Origin of the sequence: Streptomyces sp. NPDC049687 (genome assembly GCF_044465285.1) — a bacterium.
Lineage (GTDB): Bacteria > Actinomycetota > Actinomycetes > Streptomycetales > Streptomycetaceae > Streptomyces.
Map to the genome: position 1 here is coordinate 166,447 of NZ_JBITLN010000008.1, position 24,283 is coordinate 190,729.

Annotated in this window: 20 protein-coding genes and 1 pseudogene; 13 read left to right on the forward strand and 8 right to left on the reverse strand. The window is 69.9% G+C overall.

Annotated elements, in window-relative coordinates; genetic code table 11:
* Positions 1 to 33: 33 nt before the first annotated feature.
* A pseudogene (locus ACIBVL_RS24670) lies at positions 34 to 381 on the reverse strand (acyl-CoA thioesterase).
* Between ACIBVL_RS24670 and ACIBVL_RS24675 the strand changes: the two are divergent.
* Positions 358 to 825, forward strand: coding sequence for a hypothetical protein (locus tag ACIBVL_RS24675; RefSeq protein ID WP_399099809.1), 468 nt, complete (start codon positions 358 to 360; stop codon positions 823 to 825). The pseudogene ACIBVL_RS24670 and the gene ACIBVL_RS24675 overlap by 24 nt on opposite strands.
* A 129-nt stretch (positions 826 to 954) precedes the next feature.
* Here the strand turns inward: ACIBVL_RS24675 and ACIBVL_RS24680 are convergent, their stop codons facing one another.
* Complete coding sequence (locus tag ACIBVL_RS24680) at positions 955 to 1,560, reverse strand: TetR/AcrR family transcriptional regulator (protein ID WP_399099811.1); 606 nt, start codon at positions 1,558 to 1,560, stop codon at positions 955 to 957.
* A 157-nt stretch (positions 1,561 to 1,717) separates the two neighbouring features.
* Here ACIBVL_RS24680 and ACIBVL_RS24685 point away from each other — a divergent pair, with 157 nt between their 5' ends.
* Complete coding sequence (locus ACIBVL_RS24685; RefSeq protein ID WP_399099813.1) at positions 1,718 to 3,151, forward strand: MFS transporter; 1,434 nt, start codon at positions 1,718 to 1,720, stop codon at positions 3,149 to 3,151.
* Between the two features lie 150 nt (positions 3,152 to 3,301).
* On the opposite strand, the gene ACIBVL_RS24690 is transcribed toward ACIBVL_RS24685, so the two are convergent.
* Both ACIBVL_RS24690 and ACIBVL_RS24695 read right to left on the reverse strand, forming a co-directional pair.
* Complete coding sequence (locus ACIBVL_RS24690; protein WP_399100397.1) at positions 3,302 to 3,634, reverse strand: hypothetical protein; 333 nt, start codon at positions 3,632 to 3,634, stop codon at positions 3,302 to 3,304.
* Between the two features lie 367 nt (positions 3,635 to 4,001).
* Complete coding sequence (locus ACIBVL_RS24695) at positions 4,002 to 4,649, reverse strand: hypothetical protein (RefSeq protein ID WP_399099815.1); 648 nt, start codon at positions 4,647 to 4,649, stop codon at positions 4,002 to 4,004.
* Between the two features lie 516 nt (positions 4,650 to 5,165).
* Here ACIBVL_RS24695 and ACIBVL_RS24700 point away from each other — a divergent pair.
* Positions 5,166 to 5,369, forward strand: a complete 204-nt coding sequence (locus tag ACIBVL_RS24700) for a cold-shock protein (protein WP_037751662.1) — start codon at positions 5,166 to 5,168, stop codon at positions 5,367 to 5,369.
* Between the two features lie 331 nt (positions 5,370 to 5,700).
* Here ACIBVL_RS24700 and ACIBVL_RS24705 read toward each other — a convergent pair whose 3' ends face one another.
* A complete protein-coding gene (locus tag ACIBVL_RS24705) occupies positions 5,701 to 6,075 on the reverse strand; it encodes an STAS domain-containing protein (RefSeq protein ID WP_399099817.1) in 375 nt (124 codons plus the stop codon).
* Between the two features lie 173 nt (positions 6,076 to 6,248).
* On the opposite strand from ACIBVL_RS24705, the gene ACIBVL_RS24710 reads away from it, so the two are divergent.
* Entirely contained in the window at positions 6,249 to 6,746 is a 498-nt protein-coding gene (locus ACIBVL_RS24710; RefSeq protein WP_399099819.1) for an ATP-binding protein, read from the forward strand.
* Between the two features lie 115 nt (positions 6,747 to 6,861).
* On the opposite strand, the gene ACIBVL_RS24715 is transcribed toward ACIBVL_RS24710, so the two are convergent.
* Positions 6,862 to 7,236 carry a MerR family DNA-binding protein gene (locus ACIBVL_RS24715; protein ID WP_399099821.1) on the reverse strand — a complete coding sequence of 125 codons (375 nt, stop codon included), beginning with the start codon at positions 7,234 to 7,236 and terminating at the stop codon, positions 6,862 to 6,864.
* Positions 7,237 to 7,349: 113 nt separating this feature from the next.
* On the opposite strand from ACIBVL_RS24715, the gene ACIBVL_RS24720 reads away from it, so the two are divergent.
* Positions 7,350 to 7,649 (forward strand): hypothetical protein, encoded by a 300-nt coding sequence (locus ACIBVL_RS24720; RefSeq protein ID WP_399099823.1) that lies wholly within the window; start codon positions 7,350 to 7,352, stop codon positions 7,647 to 7,649.
* A gap of 501 nt (positions 7,650 to 8,150) precedes the next feature.
* Here ACIBVL_RS24720 and ACIBVL_RS24725 read toward each other — a convergent pair.
* Positions 8,151 to 8,834: a TetR/AcrR family transcriptional regulator gene (locus ACIBVL_RS24725; RefSeq protein WP_399099825.1), complete on the reverse strand. Its 684-nt coding sequence runs from the start codon at positions 8,832 to 8,834 to the stop codon at positions 8,151 to 8,153.
* 224 nt (positions 8,835 to 9,058) lie between these two features.
* A complete protein-coding gene (locus ACIBVL_RS24730) occupies positions 9,059 to 12,973 on the reverse strand; it encodes a type I polyketide synthase (protein ID WP_399099827.1) in 3,915 nt (1,304 codons plus the stop codon).
* 434 nt (positions 12,974 to 13,407) lie between these two features.
* On the opposite strand from ACIBVL_RS24730, the gene ACIBVL_RS24735 reads away from it, so the two are divergent.
* The 8 genes from ACIBVL_RS24735 to ACIBVL_RS24770 all read left to right on the forward strand — a co-directional run bounded on the left by ACIBVL_RS24735 (position 13,408) and on the right by ACIBVL_RS24770 (position 24,106).
* The gene (locus ACIBVL_RS24735) at positions 13,408 to 15,369 is read left to right on the forward strand and encodes an FAD/NAD(P)-binding protein (protein WP_399099829.1); all 1,962 of its coding nucleotides are present in this window, start codon (positions 13,408 to 13,410) and stop codon (positions 15,367 to 15,369) included.
* Positions 15,370 to 15,401: 32 nt separating this feature from the next.
* Positions 15,402 to 17,126 carry an AMP-binding protein gene (locus ACIBVL_RS24740; protein ID WP_399099831.1) on the forward strand — a complete coding sequence of 575 codons (1,725 nt, stop codon included), beginning with the start codon at positions 15,402 to 15,404 and terminating at the stop codon, positions 17,124 to 17,126.
* Between the two features lie 142 nt (positions 17,127 to 17,268).
* Positions 17,269 to 17,727: a cupin domain-containing protein gene (locus ACIBVL_RS24745; protein WP_399099833.1), complete on the forward strand. Its 459-nt coding sequence runs from the start codon at positions 17,269 to 17,271 to the stop codon at positions 17,725 to 17,727.
* Between the two features lie 144 nt (positions 17,728 to 17,871).
* Positions 17,872 to 19,179: an MFS transporter gene (locus ACIBVL_RS24750; protein ID WP_399099835.1), complete on the forward strand. Its 1,308-nt coding sequence runs from the start codon at positions 17,872 to 17,874 to the stop codon at positions 19,177 to 19,179.
* A 452-nt stretch (positions 19,180 to 19,631) separates the two neighbouring features.
* Positions 19,632 to 20,417 (forward strand): DUF5995 family protein, encoded by a 786-nt coding sequence (locus ACIBVL_RS24755; protein ID WP_399099837.1) that lies wholly within the window; start codon positions 19,632 to 19,634, stop codon positions 20,415 to 20,417.
* A gap of 419 nt (positions 20,418 to 20,836) precedes the next feature.
* Positions 20,837 to 22,003: an alanine--tRNA ligase-related protein gene (locus ACIBVL_RS24760; RefSeq protein WP_399099839.1), complete on the forward strand. Its 1,167-nt coding sequence runs from the start codon at positions 20,837 to 20,839 to the stop codon at positions 22,001 to 22,003.
* A gap of 695 nt (positions 22,004 to 22,698) precedes the next feature.
* A complete protein-coding gene (locus tag ACIBVL_RS24765) occupies positions 22,699 to 23,277 on the forward strand; it encodes a TetR/AcrR family transcriptional regulator (protein ID WP_399099841.1) in 579 nt (192 codons plus the stop codon).
* A gap of 55 nt (positions 23,278 to 23,332) precedes the next feature.
* Positions 23,333 to 24,106, forward strand: a complete 774-nt coding sequence (locus ACIBVL_RS24770; RefSeq protein WP_399099843.1) for an SDR family NAD(P)-dependent oxidoreductase — start codon at positions 23,333 to 23,335, stop codon at positions 24,104 to 24,106.
* The last annotated feature ends 177 nt before the right edge of the window (positions 24,107 to 24,283 follow it).

Sequence of the window (24,283 nt, forward strand, 5' to 3'; positions counted from 1 at the left end):
GCCGGCCACGAGAACGAGACGGAGTCGGTGCGACTACAGCCCGAACAGCCCCGGATCCGTGGCCAGTTCCCTGAAGTAGTCCTGGGGATTGGCCACCATCTTCCGCTTCTCCAGGTCCAGCAGCCCGCCGACCGCCGTGAGTTCCGCCGCCACCGTGCCGTCCGTCTTGCGGATGATCTGTTCGATGCTGAACGTCTTGCCACCGCCTCACTGGAAAACGCAGGTCACGTCGACCTCGTCACCGGCGAGGAGCTCTTTCTTGTAGCGAATGGTGGTCTCCAGGGCGACCGGCCCGATGCCCTTCGCGACCAGACCGTTCTGGCTGATACCGGCGGCCTGGAGGAGCGACCAGCGGGCGTGCTCGCCGTAGTTGATGCACACCCCGAGCGGCCTGACGCGCGGTCACCGGCCCGTCGACCCCGCCGCCGGCCGGCCAGCGGCGGCGGCTCGCGCAGCGCCGACCGGCCCGCGACCTGCGTCACCGCGACTGCGTACGGGTGGGCCGACTCCGAGACCGGCGACAGCACCAGCCAGTCCGACATCGGCCGCCTGGTCGGCACCCCCACCAACTACCCGTGGAAGCGCAACCCGCAGCGCGCCCGCGGACTTGGCAAGCGCGAACTCGCCCAGCAGGCGGCGGACGCGGTCTGCCCGATGGTGTCCGCCGCGATTTTCGGCCGCATCCTCGGAGACGCTGACTGGGAGACCAAGGTCCGCGCGTACGTGCACGAGCTGTACGGCATCGACACCGGCACGAGCTCCGCCGACCCCGAGCAGCTGCACCTGTTCGCGGAGGCGTCCGCAACGACGCCCGAAGCGGCATAGCCGGAGCCCCGGCGGACCGCACAAGAAGCGGTTCGCCGGGGCTACCGGCAGCCCGTGACCTGCGGGGTTGTCGCTCACCACCCTCTTACCGCTGAATCCATTCCCATCGATATCGGAGGCCCTGACGAGTCACATACCCCTGTTCACCCGTGAGGGTGAAGTGCAGAGAAGCACCAAGGGAAGGAAGACCGTGTCGACGATCTCTTCGAGGACGTGGTCGGGCACGGGGGTGAAGGTCGTGAGGATTTCGTGGCGCAGCAGGTCGAAGGGGAGGGACTTGATGCGTTCGGTGAGGGCTTCCGGTTTCATCTCGCCGCGGGCCACGGCGCGGTCGAAGAGGACGTCGAGGGCCTCCCTGCGCCCCGTGGTGAGGGGGTCGCGCAGGTCGCCGGGGCTGGTTCCGGTCTTCGCGTAGTAGTCGGCCAGGTGCACGCTCATGACGGTGATGAGCTGGACACGGGTGGCGTTGATCTCCCGCATGAGGCCCAGGATGTCCTCCCGCAGGCTTCCCGTGTCGGGAATGTCGAGGCGGTACTCCTTCAGGATGTGGACGATGGCCGCCCTGACGAGTGCGTCGCGGTCGGACCAGCGGCGGTACAGAACGGGAGGGCTGGTGCCCGCGCGCTGTACGACGGCGTCCATGGTGAACCTCGCGTAGCCGTTGTCCGTGAGTTCTTCCCAGGCCGCATCGAGGAGCGCCTTCTCCAGTGCCGCTCCGCGGCGCCGCTCCGGCATCCGTACCTCCCGTAGATAGATTTGCCTTTCTTATTCTAGCGCCCTACCCTGACCGTCGTAAGATAGAATTCTGTATCTTAGGTGGCTGTTCATGAGCACTCCCCATAGGACACGGCCCGCGCCCGCGAGGGTTCGGTCCGCTGACTCGCCCCGGTCGTTGCGCGAGGCCTGGGTGGCCCTGGCCGGACTGTCGGCGGTGTTTCTCTTCGAGATGCTGGACAACTCGATCCTGAACGTCGCGTTGCCCACGATCGGACGCGAGTTGCACGCTTCGACCATCGCGCTGCAGTGGGCGACGGGCGCGTACACGGTCGCGTTCGGCGGGTTGATGCTGGTCTTCGGCGCGACGGCCGACCGGTTCGGCCGACGGCGGATCATGCTCATCGGTCTGGTGCTGCTGGGCGCCGCGAGCCTGGCGACGGCTGTCGTCACCACTGCGGAGCAACTCATCGCCGTCCGCGCGGTGATGGGCGTCGCGGCAGCGATGACGACGCCAGGGGCGATGGCGCTGGCCTTCCGGCTGTTCGCCGAGGACAGCCTGCGCGTCCGTGCCACGACCCTCATCTCCACCGTGGGGCTGGTCGGTCTGGCGATCGGCCCGACGGTGGGTGGCTTCGTGCTCGCGATCGCTCCGTGGCAGGTCCTGCTGCTGGTGAACGTGCCGATCGCCGTGCTCGCGATCAGCGGCGTGCGGACAGGCATCGCTGAGGACGAGGCGGCTGATCTCCACCGCGACCCGGTGGACGTCCTCGGCGCGGTGCTGGGCACGGCGACGATCGTGCTGGCGCTCGTCGCACCCACACTCTTCGTCAACGAAGGCACCGGTTCGTGGGCGCCGTGGACGGCCACCGCTGCTGCCGCCGTAGGGGCGGTTCTCTTCCTCCTCCGCGAGCGCTCGGCGCGCCATCCGCTGCTCGACCTCAAGCTCGTCGCCGACCCCCTCGTTTCGAGCGGCCTGGCCTACAAGGCCGCGGCCGGGCTGGCGACCGCCGGGCTCGGTTACATGGTGACGCTGCAACTGCAGTTGGCCTGGGGCTGGACGCCCGGTCTTGCCGCGATCGGCATGCTGCCGCAGGTCGTCGTCCTGGTCGCCGCCGGCCCGTTCGTCAATCCCTTCGTGGAACGGGTCGGCGGCGGCCGGGCCGCATGGCTCGGCGCCGCGGCGGTCGTGTTCGGGCTCGCCGTCTACGGTCTGCTGAGCAGCTTCGGATACGTATGGGTGGCGATCGCCCTCGTGCTTGTGGCCGCCGGAATGCGCGTGGTCGGCGTTGTCGCGGCCGTCAACGTGCTACGTGGTCTGCCGAAGAACCGGATCTCGATCGGCGCGGCGCTCACCGACACCGCCACGGAGGTCACCTCCGGCGTCGGTATCGCCGTAAGCGGCACCATTCTGGCGGCCCTGTTCACCGGCGACATCGCCACATCGAACTGGAGCAAGCAGCAAGCCGCAGGGTTCCAAGAGGCGGTCACGGTCGCAGGCCTCGTGCTCACCGTTGCTGCTGCAGCGCTCGTCGGCTGGGGAATCCTGCGCACTCGCAGCGCCACGGACGGCCGAGCGAGCACGACCGTCGCCGACGCGACCGGTGAGTAGACCAGGGCGGCGGCTCGAGGCTGCGGACCCGGATGGCGATGGCTCGCAACTCCGTGCCGACCCGGTCGCCGCGCGGGGGCGTGTCGTGGCGGATGAGCAGGGCACCGTCACTCGCCCCAGCCCTACTCCTGCGTCGCTCCGGGTGCGATGCTATGCCGTTTCCCGTGCGATGCCGGGGTCGTCGACGAAACGAAGCAGCACGGCGGCCTCCGCACGGAGCCGCGCGGCTCGGTCAGCGTGCGCGGGCGCAGTCAACCGCGCTGCGGCCTCCAGTCGCTCGGCGACCTCGGCGCGCACGACATCCACCACACCGCGCTCGCTCAGCTCGCGCCGCGCTGCTTCGGTGGCGCCGACCCCAACCGGCGACTGCTCAAGAGCCATGCCGCGAAGCTCCGTTTCGTCCAGGGGCACCGCTTCAGCGTTGTCCAACGCGGCGAGTGTCGCGCGCAGGGCGCTCACCGCGGCCTTGTCACGGGCGCGCATCGCTTCCGGCAGTGCTTGACGCATACGAAGACGTAGAGACATGCCGGTGACCCTATGGCGGCGTCCCCGCACCGACAACGCGATATGCGGCTGCGCCGGACATGCGCCAACTGGGGTGTTTCACCCCCGACAAGGCGGTACCGCCCGACCTCCCGACGTCCGTGCCGGACCCGGCTCCCGGCGTCGAACGGACTTTCTGGCCAAGCGGACCGCTGGGCCTTCCACGCCCGGAGCCTCAGCCGCGCCCACGTTCTGATCACGAGCGTTGTCGGCGCGGCTGCGGGGTGGCCGGCTCCGGAGTGCGGTGCGTGAGCCGGGACCGTCCCGGCTCACGCACCCGCACACCAGGTGCACGTCTTGGTGGGTGTCATGCGTCGGCAGACGCGGGTTGGTCCTCACCCTGCGCGGGTGTGGCCTGCTTGGGCGCGTCGGCGGCGGTATAGAAGACGGATGAGCCCTGCTTGCTGCGCTGTGCTTGGGTTTTGGCGACGAGGCCTTCCAGCGTGGTGCGTACCACGGTTGCTTTGACGGTGCGCTCGGGGTGGGACCGGCCGAGAGCGGCGGCGATCTCCGCAGCCGAGCGGGGTTCCTTCTGCTCGGCCAGGTGGTGGCGGACCAGGTCGACCAGCGTCGGCTGCGCCGTGCTCGTGGCTTCGGCCTTACCCGCGCGCTTGGGGCCGGCCGGCTTCTCGGCGGGGCGAGCGGGTTGGGAAGCGGTCTTCTTCGGCTGTGTCCGCTTACCCGTACCGGACCTGGCGGCGGCCTTCTTGCGGGGCGCGGGCACCGAGACGCTGTCGGACGGCTGGCCCGTACTGGCAGGCGCCGGTGCCGCGTCGATGGCCTGGCGGATGCTGACCAGCACACTGTGGTCGTGCTGAAGGGCTGCCAACTGCTCATTCAGTGCGGCGATTTCCGCGCTGACGCGTTCCTGTTCCTTGACGTTGCGTTCCAGGTCGGCAGTCACCTGAGCGGTGTACTGCGACGCGAGTTCGGTGGCGGATACGTTCTCGGACATGAAGCGCACGACCTTTCCTCGGGGTGAGGCAGCACAGGACGGCCTGCCATGCGTACCGGCCCTCGGGCGGATGCCTGCCGGTGGCGCAGCGGTAGTCCATGTGCAGAGCATTTGCTGAAGAGATAGTACGGACAAGGGGAGTGAATGGTTCTCACTCGTACGGAGGCCCCTGGGGGCGGCGGGCGCACACGCCTACCCCCGTTCGGCGAACACCTCTGCCCCAGAGCGGTGTTGGGTGTCAGTACCGGGCAGAATCAGCCGCGCCCTGCACGCTGCGCCATCTTGTTCGAGACAACCGCGGGCATTTTTTCCCCGCCGGAACCCGTCTGGCGGAGGATCATGGCTGTTGCTGACTGGTGGGGGCAGGTCTCGCAGTGTAGCGTCCTTACTAGATGTCGTGGTTCGCAGTTCCTGCCCGCGCTGTGGCGCGGGCGCTTTGCTGTGCAGTACCAGACCAGGACGATCACCTCCGGGACCGCGCGGTGCGGATCCTGACAGCGACTGAGAGGTACCAGCATGGCCAGCGGAACCGTCAAGTGGTTCAACGCCGAAAAGGGTTTCGGCTTCATCGCCCAGGACGGCGGCGGACCCGACGTCTTCGCGCACTACTCCAACATCAACGCCTCCGGCTTCCGTGAGCTTCAGGAAGGCCAGGCGGTCACCTTCGACATCACCCAGGGCCAGAAGGGCCCGCAGGCGGAGAACATCACGCCCGCCTGATCTCGGACGCCATCAGGTCCCGGAGCGCTTCCGCTCCGGGACCTGATGTGTGCCGGGCGCAGAGTACGGAGTGCTGGTCGCGTCGGGTCGCCAAATCCACGCGATCCAGCCGTCCCTCGATCTGAGCGGGTTCGGCTTCCTCTCCCGCCCATGCCTGCGGCTATGCCAGCCGGCGAGCTCTGCCCCGCACGGAGCAGGGCTGAGACCGCCTCGCGAATGGAGCCCGTGCTCGATTTCACGATCTCTCGCAGGTCGAGCTCGGGCGGGCGCCCGATGTCCCAGGGGAGAACGGTGAGCTGCGGCACGCCGTGGGCCCGCAAGCGACGGTCGATCAGGCCGTCGCGCTCAGGGCCTGCTCGACCGTGGGATGACAGGAGATGAAGTCGTCGACGCCGACCAGTTGCAGGAGGCGCAGGACGGACTCCTGTGCGGCGGCGATGCGCAGCCACCCCTCCGCACCGCTCACCTGCCGATGGGCGGCGACGAAGACGTTGATGCCGCTTGAGTCCATGAAGGTCACACCGCTGAGGTCCACCACAGTCCGCAGCGGCGGCGTCGCACCGTCGTAGGACAGCAGGACGTCACCGAGGACGTCTTTGACGTCGTGGTCGATCTCGCCCCGCACCGTCACGACACGGATGCCGTCGACCGGATGCTCCTCGACGGTGAGCCTCTCCGGGCGGTCCTTTTTCTCGATGTCGGTCACCGTCTCCTCGACTGCGCTTAGGCTTGGCCCCGGGTCAGGGCGTGCGCGGACGATTCTGCCCCACCGCCCCGACCAGATGCACTCAGGCTGCTGTGCCGAACAACACGCCTCTGGCATGTATGGCGGCATCGCGGGTAGGGGCGCGCGTAAAACGGGGAATGAGGGCGAGGCCGGTGGGATCCCATACCGACGGCGACGGCTGTACCGGGTCGGATGAGCACGTGTTGCGCGCGGGCTTCGCCCTGGACGGAGACGACGGCTGCATCGCCGACGCCCGCCACCACGCCGTCGCCTTCCTCGACCAGGCCCGCACCGGCCATCACCTGCCGGTATCCGAGCGTGCCAGGGAACTCACCCAGCTCGTGGTCAGCGAACTGGTCACCAACGCCCGCAAGTACGCCCCCGGTCCCGTCCTGATGGAAATGCGCATCACCGCCGACAGCGTCCACGTCGTCGTATGGGACAGCGACCCGACGGTTCCCGCATTCCGGGCCGCCGATCCGGGCAGGATCGGCCAGCACGGCCTGGAGATCGTCAAGGCGGTGAGCGAGGACCTCTCCATCCGGCAGGAGCCGGTCGGCAAGCGCATCACGGCCCGCATCCCCCTGTCCGACGCACCCAGCGACACCCGCCGCCCGAAGCCAGGCATGACGGCGCGCCCGGGCGGATGAGTACGCCGCCGGCCGACGCTCGCTCTTCCGCCCTTTCACGATCGCTCAAGTCCTGGCGGATGCGGTGCTTTCCCCGGTACCCGCGCCGGGACCGACAGTTCCTGGCTGATGGCTGTCACATGGAGGCGCCGCCCGGGGCGATATCCGATACGGGCACGTTGCCGACGGCCTGCTTGAAATCGGGACAGTCGACGATCGGTTCGTGCTTGCAGACCGCCGCATGCCGGAGGCTGTCGCGAAGGCGCATGAGCCGGCCGATCTGTTCGTCGAGGTCGTGGGCCTTGGCGGCCATGCGGACGCGCAGGTCCGCATCGGAGGGCCGTGCCCCGAGGAACCGGTCGATCTCGGCGACCGATAAGCCGGCGCTTCGTGCGCACAGGATCAGCGCCAGGCGTTCCGGCACCTCCGGGCGGTACGTACGGCGCGGACCATTGCGGCCCGCAGCGGCGATCAGGTCACCGGAGCAGCGCTGGGCGGCGTCGATCGTCACCAGGACCGCCTGGTGATCATGTGCCCGTCAGATGACGAGGTTGCCCCGGTGGCTGAGGGAAGGGCTGAATGTAGTCACCAGGGTCGTTGAATGATGTCTGGAGCGGAGTCCTCATGAAGAAGCCCTATTGGCAGCCTTACTGGTATCGCGTGCGTATCCGTACAGCCGCTGAGCAGTGGGCAGGGTGGAAGGGACTGGGGGGACCGGAGTTCGAGCAGGTCCCGAATGTGGCGTTGAGGGACTCGTCCCTGGAAGCATGGGCCACCGCCTTCCTGCAGGAGGCCCGGAGTGAACTCGACGACCTGCGCGGTGATCTGCTGATCGAGTGCTTTGACGAGCCGGCCCCAAGTGCGGGAACCGCACCTGTGTACTCCGCCCAGGTGCCGCTGGGGCCTGGGCGGCCGCATTTGTGACCGCCACCTGCCTACCCCGGGGCATCGTTGTGGGCAGGGGGCGGGGTGCTTTTGCGGCCGTTCTTGACCGGCGCCGGGGCGGCGATGCCCGCCGCAAGCGCCACGGCCGTGCCCGACCGTCGGTGTACGGCATTTCCTCGATGTGTCCGTAGTGCGCGGGGTACGAGCGCAGGCCCGCGGCGGTGGCCGAGCCGCCCGCCCGTCTCGGTGGCCGTGACGGTGTCCGCTTCGGCGGGCAGGCCCAGTAGGGCGCCGCGCACCACGTGCTCGGGCAGGCGGTCACCGGCATCGCGGGCGGGGCTGTCGGCTTTCGCGGGCGCGGAGGCCGCGTTGACGTCTTTCTCAGTGGGGCTGGGAAGGCGGCCCCTTGAGGTCAACTGCTCGGCCGGCGGGCCGGTTTGCCGTGGTCTGGTGGGCCGGGGGCGAATGCGAGGTCGCCACGGCGTGCTGTGAGTGGGGGACGGGGTGTGGTCGCCGTGGCCGCCTCGACGGGAGCCGACGCTAGTTCCTGGCTTCGTGGGATGCGTTCTGGCTGGTTGTGGCGGGGTGGGTTTGGTGGTGTGGGGCGGTGAGGAGGCCGTAGACGACGAGTCGCAGGGCGGCCTGGAGTTCTTCGGCGACGTAGCCGGGTGCCGCGGAGGTCTGCTGGCACCAGCGGTAGAGGGTGCCGAGGTAGATGTCGCGCAGGATGTGGCCCACGCGCTGGGCGCTGACGTCGCTGGCGAGTTCGCCGTTGTCGTAGCCGCGGGCGACGATGCGGGTGAAGATGTCCGCGACGTAGGGTTCTTCGACCAGTGGCCGACCGGCTTTGACCCAGGCGGTGAGCATGGGTGCGGTGAGGTCGCGTTCGGTTTCGTTGATCTCGCTGAGGATGGTCATACAGCGGCGTAGTTCGCTGAGGGAGGTGCCGGGGCTGACGGGGTCGCTGTGGTCCATGGTGGTCATGAGTTTCTCCCGGCGTCGTTCGCCCCAGGCGCTGACGATGTCTTCTTTGCGCTGGAAGTAGTTGAAGAAGGTTCCGCGGGCGACGTCGGCGCGTTCGGCGATCTGGTCGATGGAGGTCTTGTCGTAGCCCTGTTCCCGGAACAGGGTGAGCGCCGAGGAGTAGAGGCGTTCCTTCACCTTCTGCTTGTTCCTCTCCCGGCGTCCGACCGAGCCGACCGCTTCTGTCGTGTCGGTGTTCATGAAAGCCTCCTAGCTATGCGGGCCCGCCGCGCGCGGGAACGCGCCGACCAGGTCGGCGCCGGGAGTGGCGGCGTCGGCGTTACATCTGTGAACCACACCCAAAATTTTTATACCACAGTCCAAGAATGGGTTGAAGTCTGCTCTCGTAGACGGCTGTGCGGACGGAATCCCCGACGTGGGCATCCCGTCCGCACAGGTTGGTGCACCGCGTAGGGCGGCGTGGATCAGGTGTACTGGCCTTGCTGCAGGAGCCGTTCGAGGGTCTCGATGCTGTCGTCACCGAGGAGGCGCCCGGCGGTGATCTCCCAGCCGCATTCGGTGCGCAGCTGCTGTTTGAGCTGTGCGGCCATCAGTGAGTCGAGCCCGAAGTCGCGCAGGGGGCGGCGTCCGTCGATGTCAGTGACCGCCATGCCCAGCAGGGCGGCGGCCCGGGTGCGCAGTTCCTCGCCACTGCGCGGGGTCCGGCCGGCGGTGATCTGGGCGGCCACCGGTCGGGGGGTGGGGATGACGACCGGGCGGAGTTGACGTGGGCGGCCCGGCTGGCGCTGTGGTGTGCGGATGGCTTGTGGCAGGCCGCGTACGGCGGAGGTCAGCATCCAGCCGAGACCGGTGAGCCTGGAGGTGAGGGCGGACGGTCCGGGGCCGGTCTCGGCGGCGGAGCCCGGAAGGCGGCGCAGGTGGATTCCGGTGAAGCGGGCGAGTTCGCGGCCGTCGGGGGCGAGCAGCAGGACGTCGGCGCGGGCGGTGCGGGCGCTGAGCGGGTGGAACGAGCACACGGACCAGTACTCCTCGCCGGGTTCGTCCAGTAAGCGGACCCGGTCGAATCCGGTGGGCACGTAAGGAGCCGAGTGGTCGCCGGCCGGCCAGGCGGCGACGAGGGGCAGCAGCCCGGACTCCCAGGCGGCGGGCAGGGGTGCCTTGGGCTGTCGCAGGCGTGCCACCGCCCGGCCGTCGCCACGCCACAGCTGCTCCACCGCGCGGAACGGTTCGCCTATCTCGATGCCGCGCCGTGCCGCGAGGTCCTCGAAGTCGGCGGCGGGGAGGTAGCGGCGGCAACGGGCCAGGGCGGCGTCGACGGTTCCCGCGCTGCGTGTGCCGGGATCGTCCTGCACCGGTACGAGGTGTCCGGAGGCGAACAGGATGCGCTCTGCGGTGTCGGGGCCGACCATCTCCGCCCTCACGGGGCGTGCGCCGTCGGCGCGTGGCGGGGAGAGGGTGATCTGCAGGCCGCTGTCGAGGGCGCTCTCCGTGTCGACGGGGTGGTCGCCGAGCTGGACGTTCTCCAAGGCGAGGGCACTGCCGGGGGCCGTCTGCCGGCCCGCTTCCAGCATCAGCGCGAGGGGCAGGACGGCAGGTACGGGAGCCAGTCCGCGTACCCGCACGCCACCGGCCCAGTCGGCGGCGCCGAGCTGGCCAAGGCTGGCGTCCAGTACGCGGGTCCCGGACGGGCCGGCGGGCAGGGAGGCGGTGTCCTGCCGGTACTGGGTGGTGTCCCAGTGGTAGGGGGGCAGGGCCACGGGGGGTGTCTGTGGTGCGTACCAGCGGCTGAAGTCGATCCTGCCGCCGGCGGCGAAGAAGCGGCCCGCGCTGCGGATCAGTTCCGTGTGTTCGTCCTGGCCGCGCCGCAGGGACGCCACCGCGCTTCCGTCGAGTCCGTGGGCGCCCAGTGTCTCGCCGACGGCTGCGGACAGTACCGGGTGCGGGCTGATCTCGACGAAGACGCTTCGTTCGCGTTCGGCGACCGTGCGGACGGTCTCGGTGAAGCGGACGGGACGGCGGAGGTTGTCGATCCAGTAGGCGGCGGTCAGTTCGGGACCGTCGACGGGCCGGCCGGTGACCGTGGAGACCATCTGGCAGCTGGTGTCGGCCGGGGTGAGGCCGTCGAGGAGGTCGCGCAGGTCGTCGCGTAAGGAGTCCATGTCGGGTGAGTGGGAGGCGACGTTGACCTTCACCCGCCGGCACAGGACGTCGTTCGCGCGCAGCCGTTCCTCCAGGGCGGTCAGTGCCGTGTCGCTGCCGGCGACGACCGTGGTGGTCGGTGAGTTCTCCGCGGCGACGCAGACGGTGTCGGCGTAGGGGGCGATGGCCTGCCGTGTCTGGTCGGGGCCGAGTTCGACGACGAGCATGGCGCCCCGTCCCTCGCGCCGCCGCATGAGGCGGCTGCGGCGGCAGATGACGGCCGCGGCGTCGGCGGGGGACATGGCGTCGCTGATGCGGGCCGCGGCCACCTCTCCCATGCTGTGGCCGATCACGACGTCAGGCTCGACTCCCTTTTCCCGCCATGCGGCGGCCAGCGCGATCTGCATCGCCCACAGCGCGGGCTGTACGACGTCCACGTCGTCCGGGAGTGCGTCGGCGTCCCGGGTGAGCAGATCGATCACGGACCATCCCGCCTCGCGGCGCACGGCCCGGTCGCAGATCTGCAGGGCTTCCTTGAAGGCGGGGGAGGAGGCGAGCAGGCCGCGGCCCATGCCGAGCCACTGCGAGCCCTGTCCGGGCAGGACGAAGACGGTTTGCCGGGGGGCGCCCGTGCCGGCGTCGCAGGTGCCTCCGTCGGGGTGGCTGCGGCCCTCGGCGAGGGTGCGCAGCACGGCGGCCAGGTCGTCGTGGGTGGTGCCGACCGCCCAGAGCCGGTGGGGGTGCGCCTGCCTGCGCAGGGCGGCCGTCGCGCAGACGTCGTGCAGGGGCATGTCGCGGCCGGCTCCTGCGGGCTCGAGCCAGGAGGCGAAGGAGGCGGCCTGCCGCAGCAGGGAGGCGCGGCTGCGGGCGGTCAGCACGAGCAGCTGAGCTGCGGGGACGCCGGGCTCGGACCGGGTCCGCCGGTGTGCCACCGGGAGGTGTTCGGCGAGTACGACATGGGCGTTGGTGCCGGTCAGCCCGAAGCTGCTCACGCCCACCAGTGCCCGGCGGCCCGCCTTGTTGAGGGGGGTGTTGGTGCGCACGACCTCGACCGGTATCCGGCTTTCCGCGAGCAGGGGGTGGGGCTGCTCGAGGTGCAGGGAGGCGGGGATGACGCCGTGGCGGGCGATGAGCGCTGCTTTGATCAGTCCGGCCAGTCCTGCGGCGGCCTCGGTGTGGCCGATGTTCGTCTTCACCGAGCCCGTGCGCAGCGGGGCACCCGCGTCGCGTCCGTGGCCGGCCGCCTGGGCCAGTGCCTGCAGTTCGACGGCGTCGCCCACGGGGGTACCGGTGCCGTGTGCTTCGACGTAGTCGAGGCGGGCCGGGTCGATGTTCGCGCTGCGGCACGCCTCCTGCAGCATCTGCGCCTGCCCGGCGACCGAGGGGTGCAGCAGGAGTCCGCTGGCCTTGCCGTCGTTGGTGACGGCGCTGCCCAGGACGAGGGCCGCCACGCTGTCGCCGTCGCGCAGCGCGTCGGGGAGGCGTTTGAGGATGACCGCCGCCACGCCCTCGCTGCGCACGAAGCCGTCGGCGTGGGCGTCGCCGAAGCGGCACCGGCCCTTGGCGGAGAGCATTCCGCCCTGGGAGTAGGCGATGGAGTCGGCCGGGGAGAGGATGACGCTGACCGCGCCCGCGACGGCGAGGTCGCTCTCGCCGGTCAGCAGGCTCTGGCGGGCGGCGTGCACCGCCACCAGCGACGAGGAGCAGGCCGTGTCCAGGACGACGCTGGGGCCGCGCAGGTCCAGCGCGTAGGAGACCCGTCCGGCCGTCGCGGCCCGCAGCCGGCTGCCGACCATCTCGCGCACGCCGCGGGTCTGTGATCCCGGGGCGGTCTCGGCGTACTCGGTGGTGGCCTGTCCGACGAACACGCCGCCGCGGGTGCCGGCCAGGCTGGAGGGGAGCACACCGGCGTCCTCGAGGGCCTCCCACACGACCTGGAGCAGGATGCGCTGCTGCGGGTCCATGCCGCGGGCCTCCACCGGGGGGATCCCGAAGAAGGCGGCGTCGAAGCCGAACACGTCGTCCAGGAAACCGCCGTGGCGCGAGACGGTCTTGCCGGCCGTGCCCGGGGTCGGGGCGTAGTAGTCCGTGATGTCGAAGCGGTCCGCCGGTACCGGGCCGACGGCGTCGGTGTTGGCGAGGAGTTGCCTCCAGAACTCGTCCACTCCGCCGGCCCGCGGAAACCGGCATCCCATGCCGATGATCGCGACAGCGTTGTCCAGCTCTTCCGAGTGCTCCATGTCCGTTGACCACCTTTGGGTGCGGAGGAAGGCAAGGGCGGCGACGCGTCGAATGGCGGCCGCCGTCACACACGGCTGCAAGTGCCGTACAGATATACACCCGAGACCAACTTTGAACCTAGGGCTCGCAGAAATTGACAAGAACAAGCCCAAAGAAATCCCTTTTGCGCTTATTTGCGCAAAGAAATCAAACCTGGCCGCCCGGTAAAAGTGACGTGGATCACAGTCTTTTTGGACTTGCGTACATCTATCTACGAGCATCTATTCTTGCGTTGCGATCGAAACTTGCATGGCAGTAATCCAAGTGGTCAGGGGCCCGGCGATCCGCCTTCCCCGCTTGGCGGCAGCCGGCCCCGGGTGGACCAGCGACTGTGTCCGACCCGGCTCCAGCCCCTCGAAACATCTGCTGATCATGGAAAAGGAGAGTGGAACCGATGCCCGACCGGACACTCAACGTCGCAATCATCGGCATGGGCCCGCGCGGCCTGTCCGTACTGGAACGCCTTGTCGCACGTCTGACGGCCGCCCGTCCCCCGCGGCCGGTACGCATCCACACGATCGACCCCGGCGAGGCCGGCGCCGGCCGCATCTGGCGCACCGACCAGCCGGACACCCTGCTGATGAACACGGCCGCCGGCGAAGTGAGTCTCTACTCGGGCGAACCCGACGACGGCCCCTGGCGGGCCGGTGCGGGACCGTCCCTCTACCAGTGGCTGCAGGCGGCGCCCCAGCCGGAAGTGGAGACCTCCACCCCCAACACCTACGCGCCCCGGCGGGTGTACGGCCGCTATCTGCACGACGTGTTCGACCGGATCACCTCCGCCCTCCCGCCGGACGTGACCGTCTCCCCGGTCACGGCCCGGGCCAGGAACCTGCGCCGGGAGGGCGACGGCCGCTACACGATCACCACCAGCGAGGGTCGGCGCATCACTGCCGACAAGGTGGTTCTCACCACCGGCCACCCCCACCACATCGCCGGCAGGGCCGACCGCGACCTGCTGGACTTCGCCTCCCGCCACCGCGGCACCCGCTACCTGCGCGGCGCGTCCGCCGCCGACATGGAGCTCGACGAGCTCACCGCGGGAGCCCCGGTGGGCATTCTCGGACTCGGGCTGACGTTCTACGACGTCGCCGCGGAACTGACCGTCGGCCGGGGCGGACGCTTCGTACAGCGCTCCGACGGCAGCCTGGAGTACGCGCCTTCCGGCCACGAGCCGCACATCGTCGCCGGGTCGCGCAGCGGACTGCCCATGCTGGCCCGCGGGCGCAACCAGAAGGACGCGCACTATCGCTACCGGCCGGTGTTCTTCACCTCCGAGGCCCTGGCCGACCTGCGCCGGGCGAACCGCTCGGCAACGGGCGACGGCCAGTTACGTTTTCGCTCTCAGGTCCTGCCGCTGATGCTCCGCGAGGTCGAGCACGTCTACTACACCACCCACGTGCGACGACGCGACGGCGAACGCGCGGCGGAGGTCTTCGCGAACTGGCACCGCTCCGCGGCCGGGGACGCCGAGAGCACGGCGACCCTGCTGAAGGAGGCAGGCCTCGCCGACCTGCCCGCGATCAACCTGGAGACCATGGCCCGCCCCTTCACGGGCCAGACCTTCACCAGCCCGGGCGCCTTCCACGAGCGGCTGACCTCGCTGCTGCGCGAAGACGCCCGACAGGCCGAACAGGGCAACCTCGACAACCCGCTCAAGGCCGCCCTGGACATCCTGCGCGACATCCGCGGAGTGGTGCGTGACGCGGTGGAGTTCTCCAGCCTGCACCCCGACTCGCACCGCGACGAGTTCCTCGGCTGGTTCAACCCCATCAACACCATGGTGTCCGCCGGCCCTCCGGCCGTGAGGGTCTCCCAGGCGATCGCCCTCATCGAGGCCGGCGTCCTGACCGTGGTCGGCCCCAGCCTGCGCATCGGGACCAACGAGGACACCGGCCGCTTCACCCTCCAGTCACCGCAGGTCGCCGGGTCGTACCAGGAGACCGAGATCCTCATCGACGCCCGCATTCCGCGCGCCGACGCCCGCATCGACTCCTCCCCCCTGATGCGTCAGCTCATCGACGACGGCCTGGCGTCCGTGCACGTCAACATCAACGCAAGAGACGGCGCCCGCTTCGCCACCGGCGCGCTGGCGGTGACCGAGAAGCCCTACCGCCTGGTCGACGCGACCGGCCGGCCCTCGCGAGGCCTCTACGCGCTGGGCATCCCGACCGAGGACCTGCGCTGGTTCACCCAGATCGGCAACGGACGGCCCGGCCCCATGGTCGGCTTCCACACCGACGCCGACGCCATCGCCGCCGACGTCCTCGGCCACAAGCCCCCCATCGGCGCGCACCCCGTCCGGCACTCGCTGCCGACCACCGCGCTGTCCCGGCCCATCGCCGCCGACCTCTGACCTGACGGCCCCACCCCACAAGGAGCACCGCCGTGACAGGCCACAACCCCGCCGCCACCGAGGAATTCCGCGAGGCACGCGACCTCCTGCTCTCGCTGCGCACCGACCACGACGCCGCCGTCGCCCGCTTCACCTGGCCACGCCCCACCCACTTCAACTGGGCCCTCGACTGGTTCGACCAGATCGCCCGCGGCAACGACCGCATAGCCGTGAAGATCATCGGACCTGACCGCCGGTCCGAATCCGTCACCTACGCGCAGCTGTCCGAGCGTTCCGCCCGCGTCGCCAACTGGCTGCGCCGGCTCGGGGTCCGCCCCGGTGAACGCCTCCTGCTCATGCTCGACAACCAGGTCGCCGTCTGGGAGGCCTTGCTCGCGGCGATGAAGGTCGGCGCAGTCGTCATCCCGACCTACACCACCGTTTCGCAGGCCGACCTCCACGACCGCCTCACCCGCGGCGAGGTGGCGCACATCATCACGGCCGACCACCTCACCGGCGCCTTCGCCGACGCACCGGCGCACCTCACCCGTATCGCCGTCGGGGCCGACACCGCCGGATGGACGCCGTACGGCGAGGCCTACACCGAGTCCCCCGACTTCCGCCCCGACCGGCTCACCCACGCCGACGATCCGCTGTTCGTCTACTTCACCTCCGGCACCACCTCGCGGCCCAAGATGGTCTCCCACACCCACAGCAGCTACCCCATCGGCCACTTGACCGGCATGTACTGGAACGGCCTCGTCCCTGGCGACGTCCACGTCAACATCTCCGCCCCCGGATGGGCCAAGCACGCCTGGTCGAGCTTCTTCGGCCCGTTCAACGCCGAGGCGAGCGTCCTGTCGGTCAACCTCCCCGCCGGCGGGGACCCGACGCTCCTCCTGGACATCCTCCGTGAGGAACACGCCACCAGCCTGTGCGCCCCGCCCACCGCATGGCGCACCCTGCTCCAGCACGACCTGGGCGAACGCCCGCCCACCCTGCGGGAGGCGTCCTCGGTCGGCGAGCCGCTCAACCCCGAGGTCATCGACCGTGTCCGCAGCGCATGGGGACTGACCGTGCGCGACGGGTACGGGCAGACCGAGACCACCGCGCAGATAGGCAACACCACCGCCCTCCCGGTCCGCCCCGGCTCGATGGGCAAGCCACTGCCGGGCTACCCCATCGTTCTCGTCGACCCCCGCACCAAGCAGCGGGGCGACGAAGGAGAAATCTGCGTCGACCTGGCCGAACGCCCCGTCGGCATCATGACGGGATACCTGGGCGACGCCGACAAGACGGCCCGCACGCTCGCCGACGGCCTCTACCACACCGGTGACATCGCCCGCCGCGACAGCGACGGCTACCTCACCTACATCGGCCGCACGGACGACGTGTTCAAGTCCTACGACCACCGGATCTCCCCGTTCGAGCTGGAAAGCGTCCTGCTGCGCCACCCCGCGGTCGCCGAGGCCGCAGTGGTCCCGGTCCCCGACGCCGTCGGGTACCAGGTTCCCAAGGCCCACGTGTCGCTCGCCGCCGGCCACCCGCCCACGGCCGAGACCGCCCGGTCAGTGCTGGCCTTCGCGGCCGAGAACCTCGCCCCCCACCAGCAGATCGCCTGCCTGGAATTCGGCGGGCTGCCCAAGACCACCTCGGGCAAGATCCGCCGGGCCGAACTGCGCGCCGCACAGGAGTCCCCCAGCACGCCGCCCGCGCAGGAATACCGCGCATCCGACCTGCTGGAGAGCGCGGTCGTGCACAGCGCCCCCGGTCTGTGAAACGCCCCGGCCGGCCACGCCCGCCGCCCCGGCATTCCCTCCCGTCCCACTCCTTCCACCGAACGGCGCCACCCACCGCACGTTGCTCACCCGCAGATCCGCGGCGGCACAGCCCGCCCCCACACTGCCCGAAGGACACACCATGACGGACATCGCGTACGTACCGCAGGAGCGCCAGATCGAGGTCATCGGCGACCTGTTCGGCACCGGACTGACGGACGGCCGGATCCTGTGGCGGCCCTACGTCCAGCCCGGTCGGGAGGCCGTCGACGTGCACTGGCTCTACACCGGTGAGGAAACCGGCCCCGACGGAGCGGAGGCGTACATCGCCCACTTCAGGCCCGGCGCGCACGGTGACCTCCACCGCCACCTGGGATTCGAGATCCTGCTGGTCCTGGAGGGCGAACTCGTCAACGACAACGGCGACGTCTACCCCGCCGGCACCCTCGTCGTGGAGCGCCCCGACAGCATCCACCGAGTCTCCAGCCCCGGCGGTTGCAAGATGCTCGTCATCCGCGAGAAGCGCACCCTCCCCCTGCGGCCGGGCGAGCTGCCCGACAACGGTCTCGCCCTCGACGGCGCCCCGCTGACCACCGGCTGACCCTCCGCCTGCCGCAGCCGGCCCCTCCTACCACGCCCCCGGCGACGGGCCGCCGGGTGCCGGCCGGGCACCGACCCGGCCGGCACCCGGCCACCGCCCGCTCGCCCGCGCCGTCCCGTACACACCACACCCAGGAGCCCCACGGTGCCCGACCAACTCCAAAAGACAGCCCCCCTCGCCGCTGCCGCCCCCGCGCCCGCGGCCGCCCCGTCGGACGACATACGGGTCGGCAGGTCCGGCAAGACCCACTCCTCCCGCTACAAATGGGGAATCCTCGGCGTAGGCATCGGCGCACAGGCCGCCTTCAGCGCCGCGTTCCAGGGAATCCCCACCTCCGGCTCCATCATGCAGAGCGCCTACCGGCTCTCCACAGCCGAACTCGGGCTCGTCATGGCGGCGGTGACCTGCGGCATCGCGGTCACCGATGTGTTCTGGGGCATCCTGTCCGACCGCATCGGCGAACGGAAGGTCCTGATCACCGGGCTCTCCGGCACCACGCTCTCGCTGGCCGCCGTGACCGCGTTCCTGGTGCCCTCCGGGAACACCACCCCCACGTACTGGGCCCTCGCCCTCGTCCTGTTCATGGCCGGCGCCCTGGGCGGCTGCGTCAACGGCGCCTCGGGCCGGGCCGTGATGGGCTGGTTCCCACCCGCCAAACGCGGCTTCGCCATCAGCCTGCGCGTGGCCGCCGTGCCCGCGGGCGGGGCCATCGGCGCGGCGGTGCTCCCGCCGCTGGCCCTGGGCGCGGGATTCCGCTGGGTCTTCGCCTTCCTCACCGCCATCACCCTCGCCGCCACCGTCGCGGTCGTGGTCTGGCTGGACGAACCGCCGCTGGCCAAGACCAAGAAAGACGGCGACCTGGCCGCCACCACCCTGCCCAATCCCCTCAAGCGCTGGGACATCTGGCGGGTCGCCATCACCGCCTTCCTGCTGGACCTCCCGCAGTTCACCGTGCTCACCTTCGGTTCCGTCTTCCTCCACACCGTCAAGCACATGTCCATCCCGCGCATCGCCGTCCTGCTGGTGGTCGTCCAGGTCCTCGGCGCCGTCTCCCGCGTCTGGGGCGGCCGGTGGACCGACAACCACGGCGGCCGGTACCGCAGGAGCCTGGTGACCACCTACAGCTGGATCATCGCCGCCGCCTTCACCGCGATCGCCGTCTTCGGCTCCGCACCCGCCTGGACCGTGGCCGGCCTCCTCGTGATCGCCGGCTTCCTCTCCTGCGGCTGGCACGGCGTCCACTACGCGGAGATCGCCACCATGGCCGGCGCCGAACGCTCCGGCACCGCGCTCGGCCTGGAGAACACCATGGTCTTCGGCGGCGCGTTCGTCACCCCCCTGCTGATCCCACCGCTGCTGTCGATCTCGAACTGGCCGACCGTCATGCTCCTCGTCGGCGCCCTCCCCGCCGTGCTCTCCGCACTCCTGATGCCCTCCGAGAAGGCTCCCTGACAGACGAGTCGCACGGGCTGGGGGCGTGGCTGGTCGCGTCCGAGGATCCTGAGGATCCGAGGGCGGGCAGACGCTGCGCCCAAGACATCGCCGCGCCTCGGCCAGGGCTCCAGCCCTCGCCGAGGCGACGGGCGCCCCGACCCGGCACCGACGACGCCCGTCCGAGCGGCGGCGTCTCCAGCGAAACCGTCAGATCCTGTGTCCGGACCCCGGGGTCCGGGCCGACGGCGTGCCCGCGGCCAACGAGCATGCCAGTGACCGCTGTTGGTCCATCAGGCCCTTGACCTCCCGGTTCCGGGTTCAGAAACAGCTCCTTGACTTGTCGTTCAACCACCATGGCCTCACGCACAGTCCCCTTCCCCGGGGTGCGGTGGTAGGACGGGGCTGTAACCGGCACCGCGACAGCAGCCAGACTGCGGGCCGAACGAACGTCCGCGAGAGGGGAGTTGGGCATGGCGGCAGAGAACATCGACGATGTGGTGGACGGGCTTGCCGGCATCGTCAGGGAGGCCGGGCGCGCCGGTGACCGGGTGGGGTACTTCGCGGCGCTGTACCGGCAGGTGACCGTTGAGGTCCGCGCGGCCGTTCACGGTGGGCTGTTCGACGACGGCGCCCGCATGGACCGTTTCGACACGCTCTTCGGCAACCGCTACTTCGACGCCTACGACGCCTGGCGTCGTGACCGGAGCGGGCCGCGTTGCTGGCGCGAGACGTTCGGGCTGCTCGACGACGCCGACACCATCATCGTCCAGCACCTGCTGCTCGGCGTGAACGCGCACATCAACCTCGACCTGGCCATCGCCGCGGCGCGGACCAGTCCAGGCACAGGCATTCACGCGTTACGGCGCGACTTTCTGCTGATCAACGACATCCTTGGGCGGGTGGTGCTGGGAGTGCAGGACTCGGTCGGCGCCCTGTCGCCCCTCATGTCGCTGCTGGATCAGATCGGAGCCCGCACCGACGAGCGGATCCTCGACTTCAGTGTCCGTCAGTCCCGCGAGGAGGCGTGGTACAACGCCGTCCTGCTCGCCGGCCAGACCGAGGAGGAGCGCGAGGCCACCATCGAGCGGCTCGACATCCGCGCCGCCGTGCTCGCGCGCTTGATAGCGCGGCCGGCCGGCCTCGTCCGGCCGGCCATGCAGCTGATCCGGAGCACCGAGAGTGATGACGTGCCGGCCGTCATCACCCATCTGGACAACGCAATGGAGCGACCCTCCGCCCGGAAGGGGCGGGGGTGAGGTCGGGCGGTTCGACCGTCCGGCGCAGGGATCGCACGGAGCGGCCCTGAACACGCGCGGCGGTGAGGGAGAGGCGAACAAGGATCGCGTCACGGCTCCCACGGAACGGGGCCTTTCCCCTCCCCGCCGCCTTGCGGACCGCACGGGATCAGGATGTTCCGGCCCAAGAACACGTGTGCGTCGGGCGGCCAGGCGCGTTATGGTCACCCGCATGAACGTCACCGGCCGAAGCATCATCGCGACCGCGCGAGCGACCAGCTCGCCGGTTGCCGCCGCCTGACCTTCTCCCTTTCCACCGGCGACCGGAAACGGCCCGTCGGTGGTTCCGTGGCGTTCTTGTCTTCTTGCCCCGGTGCGATGACCGGCGCGGTTCCGTTGTCCGGTGCCTCCCCCCGCTGTGACGCGAAGGAGCCACCCTCATGAACACCGAGCAGGTTGTCCGCACGTTCGTCGAGTACTTCGAGAAGCGTGATCACCGCCGAATCACCGGCTCGACGCTGCTGCCACCGCCTGGCGACCCGGTGCTGTTCACCACCTCCGGCATGCATCCGCTCACCCCGTATCTGGAAGGGCGCACCCATCCGCTGGGGAGGCGGCTGGTGAATCTGCAGCGCTGTCTGCGGACCACGGACCTGGAGGAGGTCGGCGATGCCACCCATCTGACCGTGTTCGAGATGCTCGGCACCTGGTCGCTGGGCGACTACGACGGACCGCTGAGTCTCCAGTGGGGATACAGACTTCTCACCGAGGGGTTGGGCGTCGATCCGGGCCTGTTGCATGCCACCGTCCATGGCGGCGACGACCAGACCGGACCGGACACGGCTTCCCTGCAATCGTGGCAGGACCTCGGCGTTCCCGTGGAGCTCACCGTGGAGGACAACTGGTGGTCCAACGGACCGGTCGGCCCCTGCGGCCCCGACTCGGAGATCTTCCTCTGGAGCGGTGATACCCCACCCCGGTCGACGCCCACTCGCGACAACCGCTGGGTGGAGGTGTGGAACCACGTGATGATGCGCCATCGCCGACTCGAGGACGGTTCCCTCGTGCCGCTTCCCCAGCGCAACATCGACACCGGGCTCGGCCTGGAACGGCTGGCCTCTCTCCTGCAGGGCAAGTCCTCAGTGTTCGAGTGCGACGTCTTCGACCCCTGGCGCCGTCTCGTGCCGGCCCTGTGGCCACTGGACGAGCCGTCGCTGCGACTGGTCTACGACCATCTGCGTTCGGCCATCGTGGTGCTCGGCGACGGGGTGCGCCCGGCCAACACCGGACGGGGCTACGTGCTGCGCCGCCTGGTGCGAAGGGTACTCACCGTGCTGTGGCGGGACGATCCGTCCCGCGGTCTCGGAGACCTGCCGGACGAGTTGGTGCGACACACCCTGGACCGCTTCCGGCAGAAAGTGGACTCCGGCCACGTGCGCCAAGTGCTGCTTGAGGAGGAGCGCCGGTTCAGTCGGCTCCTGGAGCGCGGCCGACACGTGCTTGCCCGATCCCGGTTCCGAGGCCCGCTGAGGGATGAGGACTTCCACTACCTCCACGACACCCACGGTCTGCCACGCGATCTGGTCATGAGTCTGCGACAGGAGTGATGGCGCGGGTGAAAGCGGTGTTGTCGATCATTGCGTCAGTGGCTGCCGAGAAGGCCGAGTCATGGCTCCGTGTCCCTGACGGGTGGCCCCATCTGAGAGATCAGCGGCAGGAACGCCCACGCCTGCTTGTCGCCGACCTGCGGCACCCCGGGCAGGCGCGGGTTTTTCCGCGCGGTCGCCGAAGAAGGAGGCGGCGCCGGTGGCCGGCGCGTGCCCGGCGGGGGTGAGGTCGGCGTCCGCGGGAAGGCCGTCGAGTAGCTCGATGGACGCCCACGGTCTCGGTCAGCGCGGCGGCCAGGTGCATCAGCCGGTAGATCCCCGCTTCGGAGGCCATGCTGACGTGCGGCAAACTGGCGGGCCGGGGCGGGCCGCTCTCATCGGAATGACCGCTCTCATCGGAATGAGGGGTGATGAGGGCAATCATGCCGCTTTCATCCGGGTAGAGGCGGAAGTCGAGCAACCCGTCCGGTGGGTGATGGACGGTCAGGGCGAAGGGCCCGCGGCTGCTCACGGCGGTGCGGTAGGCCTCCGCGCAGGCAGCGGTGTTCAGCCAGGAAAGCGGCTGCCACGGCAGCGTTCCCAGCAGTTGCCCGGTAGGTGAACGACGTGGGGTTGGCGAGCGTGATGCGCGTGTCCACGTCCAGGGCGAGCGTGCCGGCCGGTCAGCGTCTATAGCGGTGCTATAGTCTGTAGCTGTGCTACAGAACATGGTCGGTGATGCCCGTGAGCGAATGCTTGCGGCGGCGTTCGAGATCGCCACGCGCGACGGTGTCGACGCGGTCTCCACGCGCGCGGTCTGCGCCGCCGCGGGTGTACAGGCTCCGTCGCTGTACCACCACTTCGGCGACCGGGCGGGACTGATCCGCGCTGTCGTCGATATCGCGTTCGAGGAGTACTTCCACCGCAAGGACGCCGTCGCGACGGATGACCCGGATCCGCGCACCCGCGTCGCCGCCGGATGGGACGCGCACGTCGCGTTCGCGCTCGCCTACCCGGGTCTCTACCCGGCGATGTACCCGACATCGGGCCCGCTGCCAGGGCAGGTTGAACGAAGCGGTGCACTGCTGCGCGCCGGGTTCGACGAGCTTGAGCAAGTAGGTGCCCTCCGGCCCGGGATCACCGCGGCGCTGGCGACGAACGTGCTCCGCGCGGCCCTACGCGGCGTCGCCCATGCCGTCGCCGCGAACCCTGACAGCGACGACAACGACTTGACGTCCGTCGTCGTCCGCGACGCTCTCATCAAGGCGCTCGTCGCCGACCCGGCACGCGGCTGACCAATTGGCGATCCGACCCGGATCGAGCGAGAACCCTTACAACGGAGCAACAACCATGACTGACCTGCTCGCAGGCAAGACCATACTCATCACCGGCGCCTCGTCCGGTATCGGCAGGTCCGCCGCGCTTCTGTTCGCCCGCGAAAGCGCGAACGTCGTCATCACCGCCCGCCGCAAACCTGAACTCGAGCGTGTCGCTGAGGACATCACCGCCGACGGCGGCAACGTCCTGGCCATTCAGGCCGACACCACCGACGCCGAAGAGATACAGCGAGCCGTCGCGGCCGCGGTCGAGGAGTGGGGGCGCCTCGACGGCGCTCTGAACAACGCAGGCCGCAGCCAGGGCGGCGGCCGCCTCGCCGAGGTCACCGACGAGACCTTCGACTCCGTCCTCGAGACCAATTTCAAGGGCGTATGGCTGGCGATGCGCGCCGAACTGCAGGCGATGACCGCGCAGGGGACCGCTGGTGGCTCGATCGTCAACATCAGCAGCATCGGTGGCACCTTCGGCGCCCCCGGGCAGAGCGTGTACGGGGCGACGAAAGCTGCCGTCATCGCCATGAGCCGAGCCGCCGCCGCCGAATACGGCCGCGACGGTGTCCGTGTCAACGCGATCGCGCCCGGCGCCACGATGACCGAGATGATGGTCGCTTGGCAGCAGCGCGACCCAGGCATCGCCGAGCACCTCAGCTCCCTCGCCGCCCTCGGCCGCCCTGGCCAGCCGGACGAGATCGCCGAAGCCGCCGCCTGGCTCCTCAGTGACCGCGCGAGCTACGTCACCGGCATGGCCCTCGGCGTCGACGGCGGCACCGCCCCCTGGCCGCACTGAGCTGAGTCATACTGAGCCGCGCCGCCACCCCATTCGAGCCGTGCGGCACACGCAAGTGTGACGGCCGGTCATCGACGACCTGAACGTCTTGCGGCATGGTGCGATGCCGGCTGTCCTCTGACGCTGAACCTGGACCGATTGCCAGGGGAGTTGGACAACCACTACGTTCCTGCCATT